Origin of the sequence: Mangrovibacterium marinum (assembly GCF_003046625.1) — a bacterium.
Lineage (GTDB): Bacteria > Bacteroidota > Bacteroidia > Bacteroidales > Prolixibacteraceae > Mangrovibacterium > Mangrovibacterium marinum.
The window spans coordinates 26112-45587 of record NZ_QAAD01000015.1; the positions used below are offsets into that span (position 1 = coordinate 26112).

16 protein-coding genes are annotated in these 19476 nt (G+C 45.3%); 4 read left to right on the forward strand and 12 right to left on the reverse strand.

The window, feature by feature from the left end:
• Window positions 1-68: 68 nt before the first annotated feature.
• Genes C8N47_RS13570 through C8N47_RS13595 form a run of 6 tightly spaced genes read right to left on the reverse strand, consistent with a single transcriptional unit; the run spans window position 69 to window position 6164 of the window.
• Window positions 69-1403 carry a DUF58 domain-containing protein gene (locus C8N47_RS13570; RefSeq protein WP_107823120.1) on the reverse strand — a complete coding sequence of 445 codons (1335 nt, stop codon included), beginning with the start codon at window positions 1401-1403 and terminating at the stop codon, window positions 69-71.
• 32 nt (window positions 1404-1435) lie between these two features.
• A complete protein-coding gene (locus C8N47_RS13575) occupies window positions 1436-2425 on the reverse strand; it encodes an AAA family ATPase (protein ID WP_107823121.1) in 990 nt (329 codons plus the stop codon).
• A gap of 3 nt (window positions 2426-2428) precedes the next feature.
• Window positions 2429-3634, reverse strand: coding sequence for a hypothetical protein (locus C8N47_RS13580; RefSeq protein WP_107823122.1), 1206 nt, complete (start codon window positions 3632-3634; stop codon window positions 2429-2431).
• Entirely contained in the window at window positions 3631-4353 is a 723-nt protein-coding gene (locus tag C8N47_RS13585) for a DUF4129 domain-containing protein (RefSeq protein WP_107823123.1), read from the reverse strand. Before C8N47_RS13585 ends, C8N47_RS13580 begins: the two co-directional genes overlap by 4 nt.
• The gene (locus tag C8N47_RS13590) at window positions 4346-5206 is read right to left on the reverse strand and encodes a DUF7847 domain-containing protein (RefSeq protein WP_107823124.1); all 861 of its coding nucleotides are present in this window, start codon (window positions 5204-5206) and stop codon (window positions 4346-4348) included. Before C8N47_RS13590 ends, C8N47_RS13585 begins: the two co-directional genes overlap by 8 nt.
• Window positions 5190-6164, reverse strand: coding sequence for a stage II sporulation protein M (locus C8N47_RS13595; protein WP_107823174.1), 975 nt, complete (start codon window positions 6162-6164; stop codon window positions 5190-5192). Before C8N47_RS13595 ends, C8N47_RS13590 begins: the two co-directional genes overlap by 17 nt.
• Window positions 6165-6322: 158 nt before the next feature.
• Here C8N47_RS13595 and C8N47_RS13600 point away from each other — a divergent pair, with 158 nt between their 5' ends.
• Window positions 6323-7030: an RDD family protein gene (locus C8N47_RS13600; protein ID WP_107823125.1), complete on the forward strand. Its 708-nt coding sequence runs from the start codon at window positions 6323-6325 to the stop codon at window positions 7028-7030.
• Between the two features lie 64 nt (window positions 7031-7094).
• On the opposite strand, the gene C8N47_RS13605 is transcribed toward C8N47_RS13600, so the two are convergent.
• Complete coding sequence (locus C8N47_RS13605; protein ID WP_107823126.1) at window positions 7095-9389, reverse strand: sodium-translocating pyrophosphatase; 2295 nt, start codon at window positions 9387-9389, stop codon at window positions 7095-7097.
• 269 nt (window positions 9390-9658) lie between these two features.
• A complete protein-coding gene (locus tag C8N47_RS13610) occupies window positions 9659-11002 on the reverse strand; it encodes an MATE family efflux transporter (protein ID WP_107823127.1) in 1344 nt (447 codons plus the stop codon).
• Window positions 11003-11203: 201 nt separating this feature from the next.
• Here C8N47_RS13610 and C8N47_RS13615 point away from each other — a divergent pair, with 201 nt between their 5' ends.
• Window positions 11204-11677 (forward strand): low molecular weight protein-tyrosine-phosphatase, encoded by a 474-nt coding sequence (locus tag C8N47_RS13615; protein ID WP_107823128.1) that lies wholly within the window; start codon window positions 11204-11206, stop codon window positions 11675-11677.
• A gap of 65 nt (window positions 11678-11742) precedes the next feature.
• The gene (locus C8N47_RS13620; protein WP_107823129.1) at window positions 11743-12480 is read left to right on the forward strand and encodes a class I SAM-dependent methyltransferase; all 738 of its coding nucleotides are present in this window, start codon (window positions 11743-11745) and stop codon (window positions 12478-12480) included.
• A 128-nt stretch (window positions 12481-12608) separates the two neighbouring features.
• Here C8N47_RS13620 and C8N47_RS13625 read toward each other — a convergent pair whose 3' ends face one another.
• Both C8N47_RS13625 and C8N47_RS13630 read right to left on the reverse strand, forming a co-directional pair.
• Window positions 12609-13469: a sigma-70 family RNA polymerase sigma factor gene (locus C8N47_RS13625; protein WP_107823130.1), complete on the reverse strand. Its 861-nt coding sequence runs from the start codon at window positions 13467-13469 to the stop codon at window positions 12609-12611.
• Between the two features lie 114 nt (window positions 13470-13583).
• Window positions 13584-15029: a Do family serine endopeptidase gene (locus C8N47_RS13630; RefSeq protein ID WP_107823131.1), complete on the reverse strand. Its 1446-nt coding sequence runs from the start codon at window positions 15027-15029 to the stop codon at window positions 13584-13586.
• Between the two features lie 306 nt (window positions 15030-15335).
• Between C8N47_RS13630 and C8N47_RS13640 the strand changes: the two genes are divergently transcribed.
• Window positions 15336-17360 carry a cache domain-containing protein gene (locus C8N47_RS13640; protein ID WP_107823133.1) on the forward strand — a complete coding sequence of 675 codons (2025 nt, stop codon included), beginning with the start codon at window positions 15336-15338 and terminating at the stop codon, window positions 17358-17360.
• Between the two features lie 93 nt (window positions 17361-17453).
• Here the strand turns inward: C8N47_RS13640 and C8N47_RS13645 are convergent, their stop codons facing one another.
• A complete protein-coding gene (locus tag C8N47_RS13645) occupies window positions 17454-18809 on the reverse strand; it encodes a sensor histidine kinase (protein ID WP_107823134.1) in 1356 nt (451 codons plus the stop codon).
• Window positions 18806-19336, reverse strand: a complete 531-nt coding sequence (locus C8N47_RS13650) for a TlpA family protein disulfide reductase (RefSeq protein WP_107823135.1) — start codon at window positions 19334-19336, stop codon at window positions 18806-18808. Before C8N47_RS13650 ends, C8N47_RS13645 begins: the two co-directional genes overlap by 4 nt.
• Between the last annotated feature and the right edge of the window lie 140 nt (window positions 19337-19476).

Consider the following 19476-nt stretch of genomic DNA (forward strand, 5'->3'; position numbering starts at 1 on the left):
TCGTGAAGGAATAAGAAGCGGGTAAATTTTGTTTTTTTTTCAATCCACAAGTGCGGCTGGGGCCCTGATTAAATTAATTCCCGGGCTTTAATTTCGAGGTATTTGTTGATCAGGTTAACCGACAGACCTTCGGGGGGACTTAGCAAAGCCAGTATTCCGGCGCGTTTAAGTTCGTTCACGATGACCTTTTTATCGTGCATAAACTTTCGGGCAATCGTGTTGATATATACTTCCTCGATACAGGTAGATCTACGGTTTACGATTTGCCCGATTTCAGTATTTTCGAAAAAGACCACGAGCAGCAGGTGTTTGGCAGCTAGTTTTTTTAGATATGGCAGTTGTCGTCGCCACGATGGGAGTCCTTCAAAGTTGGTATAGAGGATGAGTAGCGAACGTTGCTTGATCTTGGCAGTAACGGTGGCGTACAAGGCCTCGTACGACGACTCCATAAAGTTGGTCTGTTGGTTGTACAGCACATCCATTATGCGTTGCAGATGTCCGCCGCGGCGTTCAGCAGGAAGCAGGCTGTGTATTTGTTTGGAAAAAGTGATTAGTCCCGCCCGGTCGTGTTTCAGCATGGCAATATTCGAGATTACCAGGCTGGCATTAATCGCATAATCGAGCAGCGACATGCCATTGAAGGGCATCTCCATCACCCGGCCCATATCGATAAGCGAGATAACTTGTTGGGAGCGTTCATCCTGGTATTGGTTAACCATCAATGAAGCTTTGCGGGCGGTAGCTTTCCAGTTGACGATTCGCGAATCATCGCCCGGAACATATTCGCGAATCTGATCAAAGTCGGAATGTTGGCCAAGCCTGCGAATTCGTTTTATCCCCAATTCTTCCAGTCGGTTCGAAATACTCATCAACTCAAACTGACGCATGCTGATAAAGGATGGGTAAACCGGAATGACCTGCTCGTTATTGGCTTTTATACGCAGCGAGATTAGCTTAATGCTACCTGTGACATAAACATTCGACTGTCCAAAATGATAAGCACCCCGGCTTAGGGGTTTTAGAAGATAGTCGCGGGTGATGTGCTGGCCTGCTCGCAAATCGCCTTTCAGGCTGAAGTCGCGTTTTTGAAACTGGAAGGGCAGCTCTTCAATTAGTTCGTAGTGTATTTTATAAGGGAAGGTGTTGGATAATGTTACCGACATGGGGTTATCGTCTCCCATCGAAAAACGGGCCGGTGCATTTCGTCGGATATCAATTGTTCCTTTGCTGAAACGAAGCCAAAGAATGTCGGTTACCAGCAATATGGAAAGAATTAAAAGGGTGATTTTGGCCAGATTGTACATCCAGGGGAAGGGATACCCGAGTGCGAATAGTAGAACTAGGGTAAATAAGGCTCCAAAGAAGCGTTTATTTAGGTATATTTTGCGGTATCCTTTACTCATGGATTGCTTTTTTAGGTGTTGACGCTTATTGCTTAGCGCGGAACTTCAACGGATTGTACCAAAAGGTTGATGAGCTCTTCGGCTCGTATTCCTTCCATTTCCTTCTCGGGCGACAGAATGATGCGGTGGCACAAAACCGGACTGGTGATTTCTTTGATGTCGCTTGGGGTGACAAAGTCGCGCCCGCTGACGGCAGCCCGGGCCTTGGCGGCATTCATAATATGGATGGATGCCCGGGGCGATGCTCCAAGGTAAATATCGCGGTGATTGCGGGTTGTTGAGACAATGCGGGCGATGTACTTTTTCAGGCTTGCATCAATGGTAACCTCGAAGATTTGCTTTTGGAAAGCCACTAGCTCGCTGGCCGTCAGTACCTGCGAAACTGCGTCGGTCTGTACCCGATGTTTACCGGCATCGTGAACATTCAGTATTTGCTCTTCTTCGTCAACCGACGGATAGTTTACGGTGATTTTGAATAAAAAACGGTCAAGCTGGGCTTCCGGAAGTCGATAGGTGCCTTCGTGTTCGATTGGATTTTGTGTGGCTACAACCAGAAAAGGAGGTTGCATGGGATAGCTGGTTCCATCGAGCGACACTTGCCGTTCTTCCATTACTTCAAAAAGGGCCGACTGCGTTTTGGCCGGTGCCCGGTTGATTTCATCAATTAGTACCAGGTTTGAGAAAATAGGGCCCGGCTTAAATTGAAATTCACCTTTGCCCATATTGTAAACCGAAGTTCCGATCACGTCCGAGGGCATTAAGTCGGGCGTGAACTGGATGCGCGAGAATCCGGCATCGATTGACTTTGCCAGCAGCTTTGCCGCCAGTGTTTTGGCTACACCAGGCACCCCTTCTATCAGGCTGTGCCCGTTGGTTAGTATGGCAATGAGCAGCAGGTCAATCATGGCTTCCTGCCCAACAATCACTTTGGCTAATTCTTTTTTGATTTTAGCGACCGCTTCACAAAGTGTTGTAAAATCGGTTCGTGTTTCAAACAGTTTGTTCTCTTGCATCTGTATCATGATTTAGTTTTTATGATTGGAGGTATTTTGTGATTTTGCTTGTCGACTTTCGCGGTAAAAAGTTTCAACCAGGTTGTTAAATCTCATTAGCTCGTCGTCGTAAACCTGTTCTTTTTTCGAAAGAATTTGGTAGCGGTTGAAAAGTTGTGTTACCGTTTTATCGCTCACTCCCGACTTGTTGGCCAGCTTTTCGCTACAGCTATTACTGAAGTCGATGCGAATGAAGTATCTGGTTGTGACCTGCTCTGCGAACACTGTAAATATTTTCTTCACCAAGTCTTTATGATCTTTTCGGTTATGGTAAAGCATACCGATTGTTTCGACAAAGTGGAGCGAGAGATTGACTTTGGGCTGAAGCACCGGTATTGTGCGTTGACGGCGACGGATATTGCTCAGGATGTAGAGCAGCAAAGCGATTAGCAATAGCCAGTAGGCAGCTCTCAATGCTTTTACCGACAGGATTACCTTCATGGGGGAGCTCGATTTCTGTCGAAGGGGTTTGTAATATTCATCCCACTCCAGGCTTGCCCGAGGAGTTATTCGGCTTAAAACCCGTTCCAGATAGCTGTGATCGTTATACAAAATGTGGTAGTTGGTAAATACCAGCGGCTGCGAATGCAGCAGGAAACTACCCTTGCCATAGGGAATTGCCATGAAGTTAAGCTTCCCGTTTCCCAGTCCTAAGGAGTCGATGGGACTGTTTTCAGGCAGCTCGAACCAGCTTGTTGTAACCAGCTTTTTCATGGCGAATGGTTCGCTCCAGCCGGCTTTGCCCTGCACTTGCAGGAGTGTCAGCGAATCCAGTAAACTTGAATGCAATCGTTTCGAATTGAACTTTAGCGAGTCGCTCAGGCTTTTGGGCCACTGCTGGCTGGCAATAAAAATCTGATCGCCCTGGGCAGCTTTTCGGAACAATAGATCGAGGTCCAGAGAATCCGGCTCAAAATTGGATGTAACGATGATAACGCTACTCGAGTCCATGTTTTGTCGGTTCCAATGCTGATAGAAGCTTTCCTCGATTGTCCGAATGTTTGTGCCGGGAAACAAATCTGTTAAGGCCTGTTGCATCACCCAGCTACCGTATGGTATTTTGTCGTTTTTCGAGTAGCTGGTCGTCCAGTCGGTTTGCCGGGGGGCAATGCTTTCCAAATAAACCAGGATCCCCAATAACAGCCCGGTAATGACGCCGTATTTTAACTTACTGTTCATTCTTTACCAGTTCTGTTTTGAAGGGATTCCGTTAGTTTCCGAAAGCTTTCGCGGATGGCATAAAACTGCTGGTCGTTCACCTGAAACTGTCCGTACCAGACGTAGTCGAACACCACGGTGTTTTGCTTAAACTGCGCTTTAATGTCGGGCGGCTTAATTTCGTGCAGATAGTCGGTGTTGGTTTTATCTTTATGCCAGTCAATGTATTGATGCTCATTTAATAGGCTCAGCAGGTGCAGGTAGTGGTAGCGAATGCTAAGTCTGTAGTCCTTATTTTGAGACGCTCGGTTAGCCAGGCTTTCCAGATCTATCTGAGTGATATCGTCCTGTGGCAATGCAACAATTCCCGCTTTTACGTTTGATTCTTTTGCCAAAAACCACTGGTACTTTCCACCGGTTAGGTAAACGATGGCAGCAACTATAATGGCTGCTAAAACAGTGTAGCGAATGTAGGGTGCCGCGCCTTTATCGCTAAAAATGAATTTTAGAAACTCATGGATATAATATCGTATCCTCTCACGGATACTGTCATTCATCGGACTGTTGTTTTCGTAGCTGAAGTCCCGGTTGCTGCGAAATTTCGCCAGCTTTTCTTCATTGAAATGTCCGGCTTTCGTTTGCCGCGATTCGGGTACTAAAGCAAAGCAAAACTGGCCGATGCCCAAAAGCAGGATACAGAGTAGCACGAAGCGCGTGATATGTCGCTTGTTGTCAGGCATTGTCCGAAGCTAGCTGGTCAACTTTATCTTGCAGTGACGGACGCTCTTTCAGTTCTACTAAACTAAAATACTGAATGCTTATTAAAATGACCATCAGGCTGTAACCAAGCGTTTGGAATACGGAAATAACCGTGTTGGCAACAAAATATCCAGAGCTAAACAGCTCCGGGCTGGTTTTATTGGAAATGGCACTAAAGGTTTTGAATGCGGTAACTATAATCAGAGGGATGCTTAGTACTATTGTGAAAATATAGAGGATAAGACAACCGATGATGATCACACCAAAGGTTTTCCACCAGTTTTCTTTGATCAGTGTAAAGCTTCGGCTCATGGCTGTTCCGAGGCTCGCTTCTTCGATAACGATAATTGGACCAACCAAACTTAGAACAGTTGCCAGGTAAATGCAGGGAACAAGTAGGAAAATCATGGCTGCAATCGATATCGCACTGGTGATAAACAGGGCGATAAGCAGTTTTACGCTCGTTTTTAGCAGGGCTGGCCAGAGTTGTTCAATCTCAAAGTCACCGTTTTTTTCCTGGTGAAGTTTGATGAACAGAAAAATGACTGACGACATCACGGTGTAATTCAGCGCTTGCAGCAAGTAGCTGATGAAAAAGCTTCCGTTTTTGAAAACAGCAAAAGGATCGGAAGTGTGTGGAATTGTTTTGGTGAAATTGTTCACAAAGGAAATTTGAACAAAAAACTGTAGAATGCCGGTTACAACTAAAAAAGGCAACACATAAAGAAGTAGCGCCTTTCCCAATCGTTTGTACTCCAGTTTTATGAAATCGAACGAGTGACTGATTACCAGTCCAAAGTCCCGGATTTGTCTGAATTCAAAGTTGGTTTGCATGAGTTTTAGTTTGTTGTGATAAGTATTTGGGATATAAGAAGAAATAGCCAATAATAAAAGCGGCTGATAGGATGGTGATTGCAATTCTTGTAGCAGCCGGAAAATTGGTGTGGCGGGTGATGAATCCTTCCAGGAAGCCGGCAACAACAAATAGCGGAGTTACTCCTGCAACGATTTTTAAACCGGCAGTTGCCCCTCGCTGAAAGGAAACAAGTCGCGAATAGGTGCCCGGAAAAAGGATGGCGTTGCCAACCCGCATTCCCGCAGCTCCTGCAATCACAATCGAAAAAAGTTCCAAGGTTCCGTGAATGTATATTGTTAATAGCGATTCGCCTAAAACACCTTGTTGGTAAAAAAAATATTGAAAGCAGCCGAGCATAATGCCGTTTTTGAGTAGCACCAAGCCGCTTCCGACCGACAATAGCACGCCGGCCACAAAAGCGTACAGCGCAACACGAATGTTGTTGATCGTGATTCCCAAAAACATATTCACCTCATTGGCCTTTTTGTAAACGGCCATTGGGTCTCCCTGGTGGATATGATCGAGCGTCATGTTCACATAGCGGTCTCCCAGGATCAGCCGCGGAAAATCATGGTCGATGGCCGTTGAAAGGGCTCCGATTAGGGCACTGACAATGAAAATGGCCAAAGCATACCAAATATATTTTCGGTTTTCCCAAATCAGTAGCGGGTATTCAGTCGTCCAGAAACGCTTAAAACGGCCTTTTTGGATTTTTTGATTTTGATAAATCTTTTGGTGCAGATCAATGGTCAGTTTGTTCAGGAATTGTACAGCGCCGGAGTTCGGATAAAAGGTGTTGGCATACGATAGATCATCATTCAGCCCAATATAAAGTTCATAGAGCTCATCAGGCGGTATGGTTGTATTATCGGAAAGAAGTCCTTCGATTTTCTTCCATCTGGCCGAGTTTCGTTTGATAAAAACGATTTCCTTCATCCTGTTGGTTTGATTGCTTGTGTCCGGTTCGCTGGAAACTGATTTATTGAGTTCTTTTTTGGTGAAAAATATTCTTGAAAAAAAAGAATATGTTATTTTCATAGGCTAAAATAGAAAATACTTGATAACCTGCATAATTTATTGATAATAAATTGCCGATGACTGACCTTAAAATTCAAACCGCCCAGAATACACAATTAGCCCTGAATAATGCGGGGCTTGGAGATCGCATTTTAGCTGCAATAGTAGATCTTATTTTGATGTTTGCTTACGCAATGATCGGATTTATTTTGACCCGGTCATTGGCTCTGGGCAATGTGTTCCTGATGGTGTATCTGTTGCCCGTGTACTTTTACAGCCTGATTCTGGAGCTGTTGTTTCATGGGCAAACACTGGGAAAGATGCTTCTGAAAATAAAGGTTGTACACCAGCTCGGTCGGCAGGTGCCTTTTAGTTCGTATTTATTGAGATGGTTACTACGCATCATCGATGTTTGGATCTTTTTTGCAGCCATTGGGATTTGCACCATCGTGTTAACCAGACGTGGACTGCGCGTTGGAGATCTGGCAGCTAACACGTTGGTTATTTCATTGAAAGGAAGTCGGCGCTTGGATGAATTATCTTATGTGCGAGGAGAGGCTGAGGCGCCCGTTTTTGCACAGGCGGCTTTGTTGGACGATCCGGACATCTCCGTCATTCGGGAAGTACTGGCCTACGGCCGGGAAGTTGGATTCCACGGAAAGGCTGCCCAACTGGTGTTGCAAACCACGAATATCATCAAAAAGAAAATCGGAGTGGAAACGGAGCTTAAACCGATTCCGTTTCTGGAACAGTTGCTGAAAGATTATTGCAATATTCATCAATAGGCAGAAAAGAAAAACCTGCAAACCGAAGCTTGCAGGTCGTTCAAATCCTATAAATAGGGGGTGTTTACATTAAGCTCAGTGTTACGGTTAACCCAGCCATTACCACCGACACCATGGTCATCAGTTTGATCAGGATGTTTAGTGAAGGGCCGGATGTATCTTTGAAAGGATCGCCAACGGTGTCGCCAACGACTCCTGCTTTGTGAGTTTCGCTGCCTTTGCCGCCGTAATTTCCTTTTTCGATGTATTTTTTTGCGTTGTCCCAGGCTCCACCGGCATTATTGAGCATTACGGCCAGGGTGAATCCCGAGGTTAAGCCTCCTGCTAAAAGGCCAACCACACCGGCTACGCCCATCACTGCACCAACGGCAACAGGAACTATAATGGCGATAAGCGAGGGGAGCAACATTTCGCGCTGAGCACCTCTTGTTGAAATCTCAACACATTTGGCATACTCCGGAGTTGCCTTGCCTTCCATAATTCCTTTTATCTCGCGGAACTGACGACGCACTTCTTCAACCATCGCACCGGCCGCACGTCCAACAGCTTTCATGGTCATGGCACAAAAAAGGAATGCCATCATTGAACCAACGAAAATACCTCCCAGGAATAATGGGTTAAATAATGTGATATCGTAAGCCGCTGAGAAATCTTTTACAGATGCCGCCGAAATTTGAATTGCTTTGACGCTGTCGTGCACGGCTGGAGCAACATCGTTGTAGAATACATATTCTCCAATTTCAACAAAACCTTGTCCGGCTTTTGCAATCTTACCAAACCACAAGCGAATTTCTTCCATATAAGCAGAAATTAAAGCCATTGCAGTTAAAGCTGCCGATCCAATGGCGAAGCCTTTGCCTGTTGCCGCTGTTGTATTACCAAGCATATCAAGCGCATCAGTGCGTTCACGAACTTCTTTCGGAAGCTCAGCCATTTCGGCGTTACCTCCGGCGTTATCAGCGATAGGACCGAAAGCGTCAGTGGCAAGCGTAATTCCTAATGTTGAGAGCATCCCTACAGCAGCGAACCCGATACCGTATACCCCCATTGCAAAGTGTTCAAAACCACCGGCAGCCCAGTACGAGCCTGCGATACCCAGAACGATTGTTATAACTGGAATCCAGGTAGAATACATACCAACAGCAATCCCGTCGATAATTGTCGTTGCCGGGCCTTGTTGCGCTTGATTGGCAATGCCTTTCGTCGGCTTGTACTCATCAGAAGTGTAATATTCCGTAGCTTGCCCGATGATTACACCGGCAGCCAATCCAATAATCACAGCACCAAATACGCCCCAGGTAATCCAACCGATTGCAGCCATAACGGCCATTGCAAGTAAAATAAATACGGAAGATCCCCCGGTTCCCAGAAGCAGTGCGTTCAATAAGTTCTTTTGAGTTGCTGTTTCTTTTGTACGAACCATGAAAATACCCAGGATAGAGAAGATAATGCCGATTGCAGCAACGATCATTGGAGCAATTACAGCCATTTCTTGTTCCATCCCGGTAGCTTTTAATGCGGCAGCAGGGAGCGCAGCCCCTAATGCAGCTGTTGCAAGGATAGAGCCGCAATATGATTCGTAAAGGTCGGCACCCATGCCCGCAACATCACCAACGTTATCGCCAACGTTATCGGCAATTGTGGCGGGGTTGCGAGGGTCATCTTCGGGGATGCCTGCTTCAACTTTTCCGACCAGGTCGGCACCAACATCAGCCGCTTTTGTGTATATACCCCCACCAACACGTGCAAATAGCGCCTGTGTTGATGCACCCATGCCGAATGTCAGCATCGTCGTTGTTATTTCAACCAATTTCTGTTCAGGCGTCGTGCCTGGGTGTACGAAATCGAGACCTAAAAAGTGAAGTCCATTTGTCAGATGCTCTGGAGTGAAAATAACCTTATTCAGAAATAAATACCAGGCAGCGATGTCCAGCAGGCCAAAGCCAACAACTACCAGCCCCATAACGGCTCCGCTTCTGAAGGCAACTTTTAGGCCTTGGTTTAGTGATTTTGATGCGCCGTGAGCTGTTCGGGCTGAAGCATAAGTTGCTGTTTTCATACCCAAGTAACCACAAAGGCCGGAGAAAAAACCACCGGTCAGGAAAGCCACCGGAACAAAGGGGTTTTGCACGCCAAGGTATGCCAGTATAAGAAGAATTAGTAGGAGGATTATGAAAACCATTCCCACAACTTTGTACTGGCGGTAAAGATATGCCATCGCTCCTTCGCGCACATACTGTGCAATTTCGATCATTCGTGGCGTACCCTCAGAACTTTTCATCATCGACTTAAAGAAAATCCATGCAAAGAACAGGGCCACTAACGAACAAAGTGGTACGATCCAGAAAATACTATTCATAAAGTTTAAGTTTTGTGCAACAGGGTTGCGGTTTTAGCTAGTTGTTCATTTGCCTTTGAATTTAATAAATTATAGGGTTTGTTATTTGGGTATAGGCAAATGTTATTGGGCACAGTTTACCGTGTAAATAGGTGGAGTGTAGATTCAAGTTGTTGGTTAACAGGCATTAGGAGGTGTGAGTGTTCTTGTAATTTGAATTGAATCTAAAGAGGACGGTTTGCCGGTGGATTTATCGTGTTAGAAAGAGGCTGGTGCAGACGTGTTTTGCCTTATGCTTTTCGTGTACGCGTAACCACTTTCCCTTTCCACTTACCGGTGTAGTAATATACAATTAATATAAGCATTCCCAGTAGCCAGCTGGCAGGTTCGGCCCACCAAATTCCGTTTACACCAATATGGTCGGATAAAAAATAGGCTAAAGGAATTCTCACCAGATAGAGCGAGGCGATGGTCGTTAACATGGGGATTAGCGTGGCCCCGGCTCCCCGCAAAAATCCCGTAAGGGTAAACATGATGGACAGGAGCAGATAGAAGGAAGAAACAATCACTAAATAGTCCTGACCAATGTCGATAACCCCTTGGTCGGGTGTGAAAATCCGGATAATGTATTTCCCGAACAGGATGATGATTGCAGAGATTACCGTTGCGTAGGCCAGCGAAAAAAAGATGGTGATTTTTAGTCCTTTGCGGGCCCGTTGCTCCTGTTCCGCACCCAGGTTTTGACCAACAAAGGAGGATAGTGCCGAACTGAAGGTTAGAGCAGGCATCTTGGCGAAGGAATCCACTCGCATGGCAGCGGTGTAGGCTGCAACTGCATTGGTGCCAAATGTATTCACGATTCCCATGATGGCCATCATCCCGAAAGCGACAAAAGATTGCTGAAAGCCCGTTGGCAAACCGATTCGGATACAGCTTCTGAAAATTGATCGATCGAAAATATATTTACGGATTGATAAATTGATAACCGTATGGCGTTTGTTGAGGTACCAGGTGGCCGAGAAGAATGCAAATGCTTGTGAAACTACTGTGGCCAGTGCAACGCCCTCGATTCCCCATTTAAAGACAATGATGAAAAGCAGGTCGAATACAATATTCAGGATGGTGGAGATAACCATAAACCAGAGCGGGGTTTTGGCGTCGCCCATTCCTCTGAGAATTGAGGTAATGCCGGCAAACCCAAAGAAAAAGAACATCCCCGAAAGGTAGATGTTCAAATAAGTTACAGCCTCGTTTAGCATCTCCGCAGGAAGTTGGAGCAGTAAAAAAATTGAGCGACTGAGGCTCAGTCCAATCAGGGTTACAACAATCGAGGCAAATAAAAAGAAGATGAAAATTGTGTCAATGGTCTTTTTGACGTTCGCGACGTCTTTGGCACCAAAGTATTGCGAAACAACGGTTGATGCTCCCGAGCCAACACCGATGACCAGTGAGATTAAGGTGAAGATGATTGGAAATGAAGCACCCACAGCACCCAGCGCCTCTTTGCCCAAGAAATTACCCACAATAACGCTGTCGACAATATTGTATAGATTCTGAAAAATATTTCCTAAAACTAACGGAACTGAAAAATGAAGAATCAGCTGTGCTTCACTCCCCTCTGTAAAGTCTCTCATAAGTCAAATAAAGAGCTCAAATTTCCTTAATTTTACCTGAATTTCAAAATAGGGGGCTGAAAGTTAATGTTGGGTTAAGTTTATGGTAACTTGTTTTATGCTGTCGGTAAAGCACTAATTTTGCGTTTCGGTTTTTCAAACTTCGTAGGACTTTCGAGATTGTTATGAAAAGAATAGCCAGCAACAAGAATTATTTACATTATGAAGAAAAGAGTATTATTTGTATGTCTAGGAAATATATGTCGTTCTCCAAGTGCTGAGGCTGTCTTTAATGGCCTGGTGAAAAAGAACGGGTTGGAAAGTGATATCGAATGCGATTCAGCAGGAACAGCGGGGTATCACGAAGGAGAACCGGCTGATCAGCGTATGCAAAGCCACGCGATCCGCCGCGGATACCGGTTGACATCGGTAGCTCGCAAGTTTGACCCGGAGGTTGATTTTGATAGTTTCGACTTCATTGTTGGAATGGATGATGATAACGTGAACGATTTGCAGGATTTAGCATCAAATGTTGGGGACCTGAATAAAATTTTCAAAATGACCGACTTTTGTAGCCAGGGAGGGCATTACTCTGTGCCCGATCCGTATTATGGCGGTTCCGAAGGGTTCGAACTGGTGTTGGATATTTTGGAGGATGCCTGTGAAGGTTTGCTGAATGAGGTTCGGGGCGCTTAGTGATCGATGTTTGGATCAAACATTTTATCGTAATCTGCTGTTTGGCCTAGAAAGAAGTTGAGGAGATGGAGAAACAGCAGTTTTATAGTTCAATAGCGGATGTTTACGAGTATATTTTCCCGGTTAAAGAGCAGCAGGTGACCTTTATAAAGTCGCATTTCGAAATCGATCAAGAGTTCTCTTTTCTTGATGTTGGTTGCGCTACCGGGCAACTGGCGAGTCGATTGGGGCAGTTTGGCGCGCATGGCGTAGGGGTAGACCTGGATCAGCGGATGGTACAGCGCGCAAATAGAGAGTACCGCGGCGTTAATCTTCTTTTTAAGGAGATGAATATGATGAAGCTGCGGGAAAATTTTCCGCTCAACTATTTTGATGCAATAATCTGTTTTGGAAATACGCTCGTTCATCTGGAGTCTTTGTCGCAAATCCACAATTTTTTAAGTCAATGTTTTCAGCTGTTGCCTGCAACCGGGCTGTTGTTTTTGCAGATCTTAAACTACAAACATATTCTGGCGCAAAAAATAGAGTCGCTGCCGCTGATCGAGAATGATTTTATCCGATTCGAACGGGCTTATAAGTTGCCGGGCCCCAAATTACCGAAGATTACTTTTAACACGAAACTTACTGTGAAAGCGGATGGACGGATCACTGAGAATAGTGCGAGCCTGATGCCTCTGAAAAAGGATGAGCTTGAGTGGATTTTGCGGCAAGTGGGGTTTTCGACGCTCGAATTTTACAGTAGTTTCGATAGAGCTCCCTATGCTGAAACACAACTCCCGCTAGTGGTAGTTGCCCGAAAGTAGTCTTTGTTTTTAGTTGAGTGTTCGCTCAGGTCAGTCTGTTGTGTTTGCACTGACTGAGCCTGCAGAATACAGCTGCTTTGAATTGGGCAAAAAAAAACCGCCTTAAAAGGCGGTTGAAAAATTTTTTACTATCCAAGATATGATTTTAGCAATTTGCTTCTGGATGTATGCCTTAAGCGGCGAATAGCTTTTTCTTTAATTTGGCGTACTCTTTCGCGGGTAAGCCCAAATCGTTCTCCAATTTCTTCCAGGGTCATTTCCTGGCAACCAATTCCAAAGAACATCCTTATGATGTCGCTTTCTCGTTCTGTAAGGGTAGCAAGAGCACGTTCAATTTCGCGAGCCAAAGACTCCATAATCAGGCTTCGGTCGGCATTGGGCGAATCATTGTTGACAAGAACGTCGAGCAGGCTGTTGTCTTCTCCTTCAACGAATGGCGCGTCAACCGAAATGTGACGACCCGAAACGCGAAGTGTGTCAGCAACTTTTTCTGCCGGTAGCTCCAACTTATCCGCTAATTCTTCTGGTGAAGGCTTCCGCTCATTTTCCTGTTCGAACTTTGAATAAGCTTTATTAATCTTATTCAGTGAGCCAACTTGGTTTAGCGGCAAACGAACAATACGTGATTGTTCGGCCAAAGCCTGAAGAATTGACTGGCGAATCCACCATACGGCGTAAGAAATGAATTTGAACCCCCTGGTTTCGTCAAACTTCTCGGCAGCTTTTATCAGTCCCAGGTTCCCTTCGTTGATCAAGTCGGGAAGACTTAAACCTTGGTTTTGGTACTGTTTAGCCACGGAAACGACAAAACGAAGATTGGCGCGTGTCAGTTTTTCCAGCGCTGCCTGGTCTCCTTTCTTGATTCGTTGTGCTAATTCAACTTCCTCTTCAACAGTGATAAGTTCCTCTTTGCCAATCTCCTGAAGATATTTGTCCAAAGACGCACTCTCACGGTTAGTAATAGATTTTGTAATCTTTAATTGTCTCATACCCTGTTAAAAAAATCGTGCAAATATAGACTTTCAAAGTCAATAATTCAAATTCGAAAGCAAAATCGGCCGATTTGTAGTTCAAATGTTAATAGTTTTCATTAAAAGCCACAGCTAGTCTTCTGTTGAAAAGACGAAATAGGCTCTTTCTCCGTTTTGATAAACACCTTCAATAAAAATGCCACCTTTTGCTTTTTTTACAATCGCAACAAAATCATTAACCCCGTTCACCTCTTGTTTGTTTACTTGGGTAATGATAAATCCTTCACTCAGACCGGCATCCTTTAGTTTACCTCGACTTAATTCTGTAATTTTTATTCCTTGGCTTATGCGTAGTTTGTACTTCTCGTTTTCTGTAACATTGTCAAATTTGGCTCCAAGAAATTCATTTGCGTCCGTGGTAAGAATTTCCGTATCTCCGTGCATATTACGGAGTGTTACTTTATAGGGTTTCGATTTATTGTCTCTTTTTGTCAAAATTTTTACCTCGTCGCCGGGACGGTGTTTGCTAACTTGTTCCTGTAACTCGGCAACAGAGTTTACAGTTACCCCATCAACAGCCAGAATAACGTCGCCAGGCTCCAGTCCGGCCTCCCGGGCAGCTCCATCGGGCGACACACCGGCTACAAAAACACCTTCTATTTTGTCGAGCCCGTATTTCTCGGCCACCTCGGCGTTCACATCACCAATGCTCACACCCAGCAAGGCCCGTTGTACTTGCCCGTATTGTTTGAGGTCGGCAATTACCTTTTGAACAATTGCCGAGGGAATCGCAAATGAATAGCCGGTGTAGGAGCCGGTTTGTGAAGCAATAGCTGTGTTGATACCAACGAGTTCACCGTTCATATTTACCAATGCGCCGCCGCTGTTTCCCGGGTTCACGGCCGCATCCGTTTGGATGAATGACTCAATACTCATATCGGTTCGGTTGATGCCAATGTTGCGCCCCTTCGCACTTACAATGCCGGCAGTAACGGTCGAGGTTAAGTTGAACGGGTTTCCCACTGCCAGCACCCATTCCCCCAGCTTCAACGCATCGGAGTTGCCGAAGGAGAGGTGGGGAAGGTCATTGGCGTCGATTTTCAGTAAGGCGACGTCGGTTGTGCGATCTGTTCCAACGAGCTTTGCTTCGTATTCCCGTTTATCGTTCAGTACAACTTTGATTTCGTCGGCTCTGTCAATCACGTGGTTGTTGGTAACGATGTAACCATCTTCTGTCATGATAACGCCCGAGCCGGATCCTTCGCGGATTCGCGGTTGTTGACGTTGGTAACGGTCGCCATAAAACCAATCATAAAAGGGATTGGAGTAGGTGACGACATTTTCTTTCGAAACGACCTTTACGTGTACCACGGCGTGTACCGAGTTTTCGGCAGCATAAGTTAGATCCGGAGCTTTACCTTGTGGGGCCGATGGCAGGTTCGCGTATCGCATTGCCTGCTGCTGTTCAACCCGAACAACCTGTGGTTCGTTGAAGAATTTTGTGTAAGCCCAAAGTGTAATAAGTGCGCTTCCGAACGCAATAATTAGTGTTAAACCCAAATTTTTAACATTTTTCATAGCATTCAATCTTATTTTGTTCATTATGTGTTTATGCCTTGTTTGCAGTGGTAAATTTAACGCATAATGAGTGCCAGTGTTTTCTCATTTTTGATACGTTCAATATGTTTAACATGTTTTAACAGACGATAATTTTTCCGCTTTTTCCCGGCTTTTATTCTCCTGGACTTTAGGTTACGGGAGAGGTAGATGTTTAAAATATTGTGAACGTTGTGGTAAACTATACGGGGAAGGGACATTATTGAAGTATTATTTTTATCTTTCAATATTGTATGTAAATCTAGTTGACCGTAATGTCGTTTATTCATGTTTAAAAGAAATTCGCCACCCGGTATACCGGAGTATATTCGACGCGTTGTTGTGCTGACTACTGTTTTGATCACCATTAGCGTTACTGTGCTGGTTATTGCGCAGCAACTGGTTTTATACAAAAATACCAGTGAGCAATTGCGTCATGGGATGATTGAAAAGCAGAAGCAATTTGTTAAAGATCTGATTGCAATCGAAGTTGAGTATATCGAAAATCAGAAAAGGGCTTTCGACAATGAGGTTGCGCAAAAGTTGGTCGATCATGTTCAAACAGCTCGACAGCTGGCGGAGGATTTGTATAACCGGTATCATGCTGATATGAATCAACCGGAGCTTGAAAAGCTCATTATTCAGGCAGTATCGTCGTTGCGGGGTTTTTCACCTTACACTCATATTTTTATTAACACCCTGGATGGCAAAGGGGTTTACTATTCGGGAAAACCCGGTTTTGCCGGTAAAAATTTAGTGGAGCTTACCGATAGTTATGGCAACAAGGTTGTGCAGGCCGAAATCGACAAGATTCATCAGGCGGAAGGCGGTATTATTTATTATGGTGATGCAAGCTCCGGGGGAAGTGGGCAAGGCGATAAGCTTAGTTACGTGGAGCCGTTTGATGCGTTGGGCTGGTACTTCGGAGCAAAGTGTTATATAAGTGATTATGACGAAGAATTTCAGGATGAGATTGCCCGGAAGGTCAGCTCGGAGCGTTTTCGCTATGGTGGCTATTTGTTTTTGACGGATAGCGACGCTTATCCGATTGTACTGGAGGGCTCGGTTTATCGGGAGGACAGCGAGACGGGGCGAGCCATTAACGAAGCGCAGCAGAATGTGTTTCTCAATCAGTTGAAAGTTGCAAAATCGAGTGACGAAGGTGGCTTCATACATTATGACTGGAACGGCTTTACTGAGCAAACCAAGGGGCGGAAAATAGCCTATGTGCGGTATTATAAGCCGGCCGGCTGGATGCTTGGCGCCGGTTTTTATATCGACGAGCTCGAGTCGGAATTGAGGCTTCAGAATATGGAACTGAAGAGTGGGGTTGTGCGAAATATTGTGCAAGTTGTTTTGCTGGTTTTGCTGGTTGTATTGGCTGAGTTGTATCTTCTCTATCGGTTCCGGCTTCATTTTAAACAGGATTTCGATATGTTCAAGCATTTCTTCCAGCGAGGGAAGGGGAGTTATGAGATGATTAGCGTTGAAAAAATACACTTTCGGGAGTTTGCCGAGATGGGGGTTGTGGCCAATGAAATGATTGAAGAAAGGCGTCGGATTCACAATCAGTTGGTTGCCGAGCAGGAGAAAGCCCGGGCGTCGGATCGGTTGAAAACGGCCTTTTTGGCCAATATGTCGCATGAGATCAGGACGCCCATGAATGCGATTATCGGATTTGGTGAATTGGTGGATGATGAGGAGCTGGACCCGGAAATGCAGAAGACCTTTATTCGCCTGATCCGTCAAAACGGGCAAATGCTGATGTGTTTGATTGATGATATTATTGATATTGCCAAGATTGAATCGGGCCAGATGTCGGTCACCAAAGCTTGGTTTCGGCTGAACGATTTGATGGCTGAGTTAGAGGCCCATTTTTGCGGACTTGTAGAGAATGATCCGGACAAGTCGATTGCGTTCGGAGTTAATTTGGACATACCAAGCGAATACCCGTGTTTCTCTGATGCTTTTCGCTTAAAACAAGTGTTGTATAACCTGATCGGTAATGCGATTAAGTTTACCCAACATGGGAAGGTGGGGGTTCATGTTGTCCTGCGAAACGAATGCCTGTATTTTACAGTAACCGATTCCGGAATTGGTATTGCCAAGGATGAGTTGGACGTTATTTTTGAACGTTTCATGCAGTCGGCCAATCACCGAGACAAAAACTTCGGCGGAACAGGCCTGGGGCTGGCAATATGTAAGAATATTGTGGGTTTGCTTGGGGGAGAGATCACTGTTAAGTCTGTTTTGGGCGAGGGCTCAACCTTCGGGTTTTATATACCCGTTGAATCGCGCGAGCAGAATCCGTGATAAGCAACAGACCGTCCGCTTGGCGGCTGTGCAGTTGGTGGCTTTCGAATGGCAGCCACGTAAAAAGTTGTTGCCCGACTGTTTGGCCTTGATTTAGGCGCTAAGAGGCAGGTAGATGAAGAAGCGACTTCCCTGGTTGGGCGAGCTCTCAATGCTTAATTTACCTTGATTTTTCAGCAGGAAGTCTTTGCAGATTTTAAGGCCGATACCGCGATCCTTCTCGTAGTTTTCTTCTTTGGATCCAATCACGATTGGGTCGTCCTCCATGATTTCTTCAATCATTTCGCGGGTCATGCCCACTCCCGTGTCGGCCACCGTTAGCAGTAGTTTGTCTTTGGCAATTTGCGAATACAGACTTATTTTGCCTGCCGTGCGGGTGAACTTAACGGAGTTGGACAGGATGTTCCGGATTACGACATTTACCATTTCCATATCGGCAAAGGCATAGTGGTTTTCGTTAACCTGATTCTCGATGGTGAAATTTTTGTGCTGAATAGAGCTGGTAAACAACATCAGGTTTTCTTTCACCAAACTGGCGATACTTATTTTCTGTGGGTTCACCGTCAGGTTGCCGGTTTGGCTTTTCGACCAGTTCAGTAAATTCTCGAGTAGATTGAAAGAGCTGTCGACAACCTCCCGCGATTCGTTCAGGATGGTCTTTAATTCGTTGGGGTCGTCCATATCTTGTTCAACAATCAGGTCGAAAATACCTTTTACACTTCCGATGGGGCCTCGCAACCCATGGCTGATCAGGGAGAACATGCGGTCTTTTTGCTCGTTCAGGCGAAGGAAGTAGCGTTTTACCTGCAAGTGCTTCCGAACGGCAACAACGAGCGCGGTTACAGCAAGCAGTAGTAAACCAAGCGAAATGATCAGTAATATATTATTTGTCTGTTGTTTCTCCGACTGAATGGCTAGCAGGCGATTTTCGGTTTCTTGTATTTCCTTGCTGAAGCCTGCCTCCAGCGCTGCAATTTGTTTTTGTTGGTTATGCTCGGTGATGCTGTCCTTTAGGTTTTGGTAGGCCTGTGTGTGTGCAATAGAAGCCTGGTATTTGCCCAGGGCCGATAGCAGGCCGGCCATCTGGTGGTGCAGTGCTAATAATTTGTCGTTGTTTTTTAGTTTGCTATGAAGGCGAATGGCTTCTTCCAGATGGCTGATGGCCTTGGCCGAATTGTTGAAGCCCAGGAAGCTGTTAGCCATATTTTCGTTGGCCAACGCAAGCTCGCCGAGCATGCCATATTTCTTGGAGAGCTCCAGGGCAGTTTGGCTAAGCTGCATGCTACTCATGAAATTTTCGCTCTCCGCTTCCAGGTCGGCCAGTTCGTTGAGTGCGTGAATTTTTTCCCGAATGCCTAGGTCGCTATCGCTTGCGGCAGCCCAAAGTTTCATCGGCCCAAGCATGCTTAGGAAAATGAAAAGGACTGCTATTTGGCTGCTGCGAATCATTTTATCGAATCTAATTTTTGGGCGATTAGTTCTTTTAAGTTGGCAAACTCTGCGTCGTTAAAGCCGATGGAACTGTACAGGATTGTTCCGTCTCTGTCAATCAGGAAATTTCGGGGAATGTACTCTTTGGCAAATTTGCTGTATATGGTCCGTTGGGGGTCGGCAATCAGGTCGAAACTGAATTGTTTTTTGGTGCGGAATGCTTTCATCTCCTCCCGGCTATGCTCGCGGCCAACAACCAGCAACACAAAATCCGGATTATCCTTGTATTTATTGTAAATCTCGTTTTCAAGATGGGGGAGTTCCTTCATGCAGGGGCCACACCAGGTGGCAAAGAAGTTGATCAGAATTAATTTGCCATGGTAGTCGGCAATGGATGCTTTCTCACCATCTCCGCTGACAAATTCGAAAGCCGGCACTTGCTGGCCGATCGCGACACGGGTCGACTTGTCTACCGCATTCTGAGCGTGCAGCGAAAGAACGAAAAATTGGCAAATAAAAATTGAAAAGAAGACTGTTGCTTTCATTCGATCAGTTTCTTACTGGTAAGCAAGATAGAGATTATTCTGAAAGATCCCGGGTGATGCGTTTGTAAAAAAAGAAAGAGTTATTAACTCCCGATTGTTAATTACGGGAAGCTAATAACTCCTTTTTTAGCGGATTACGG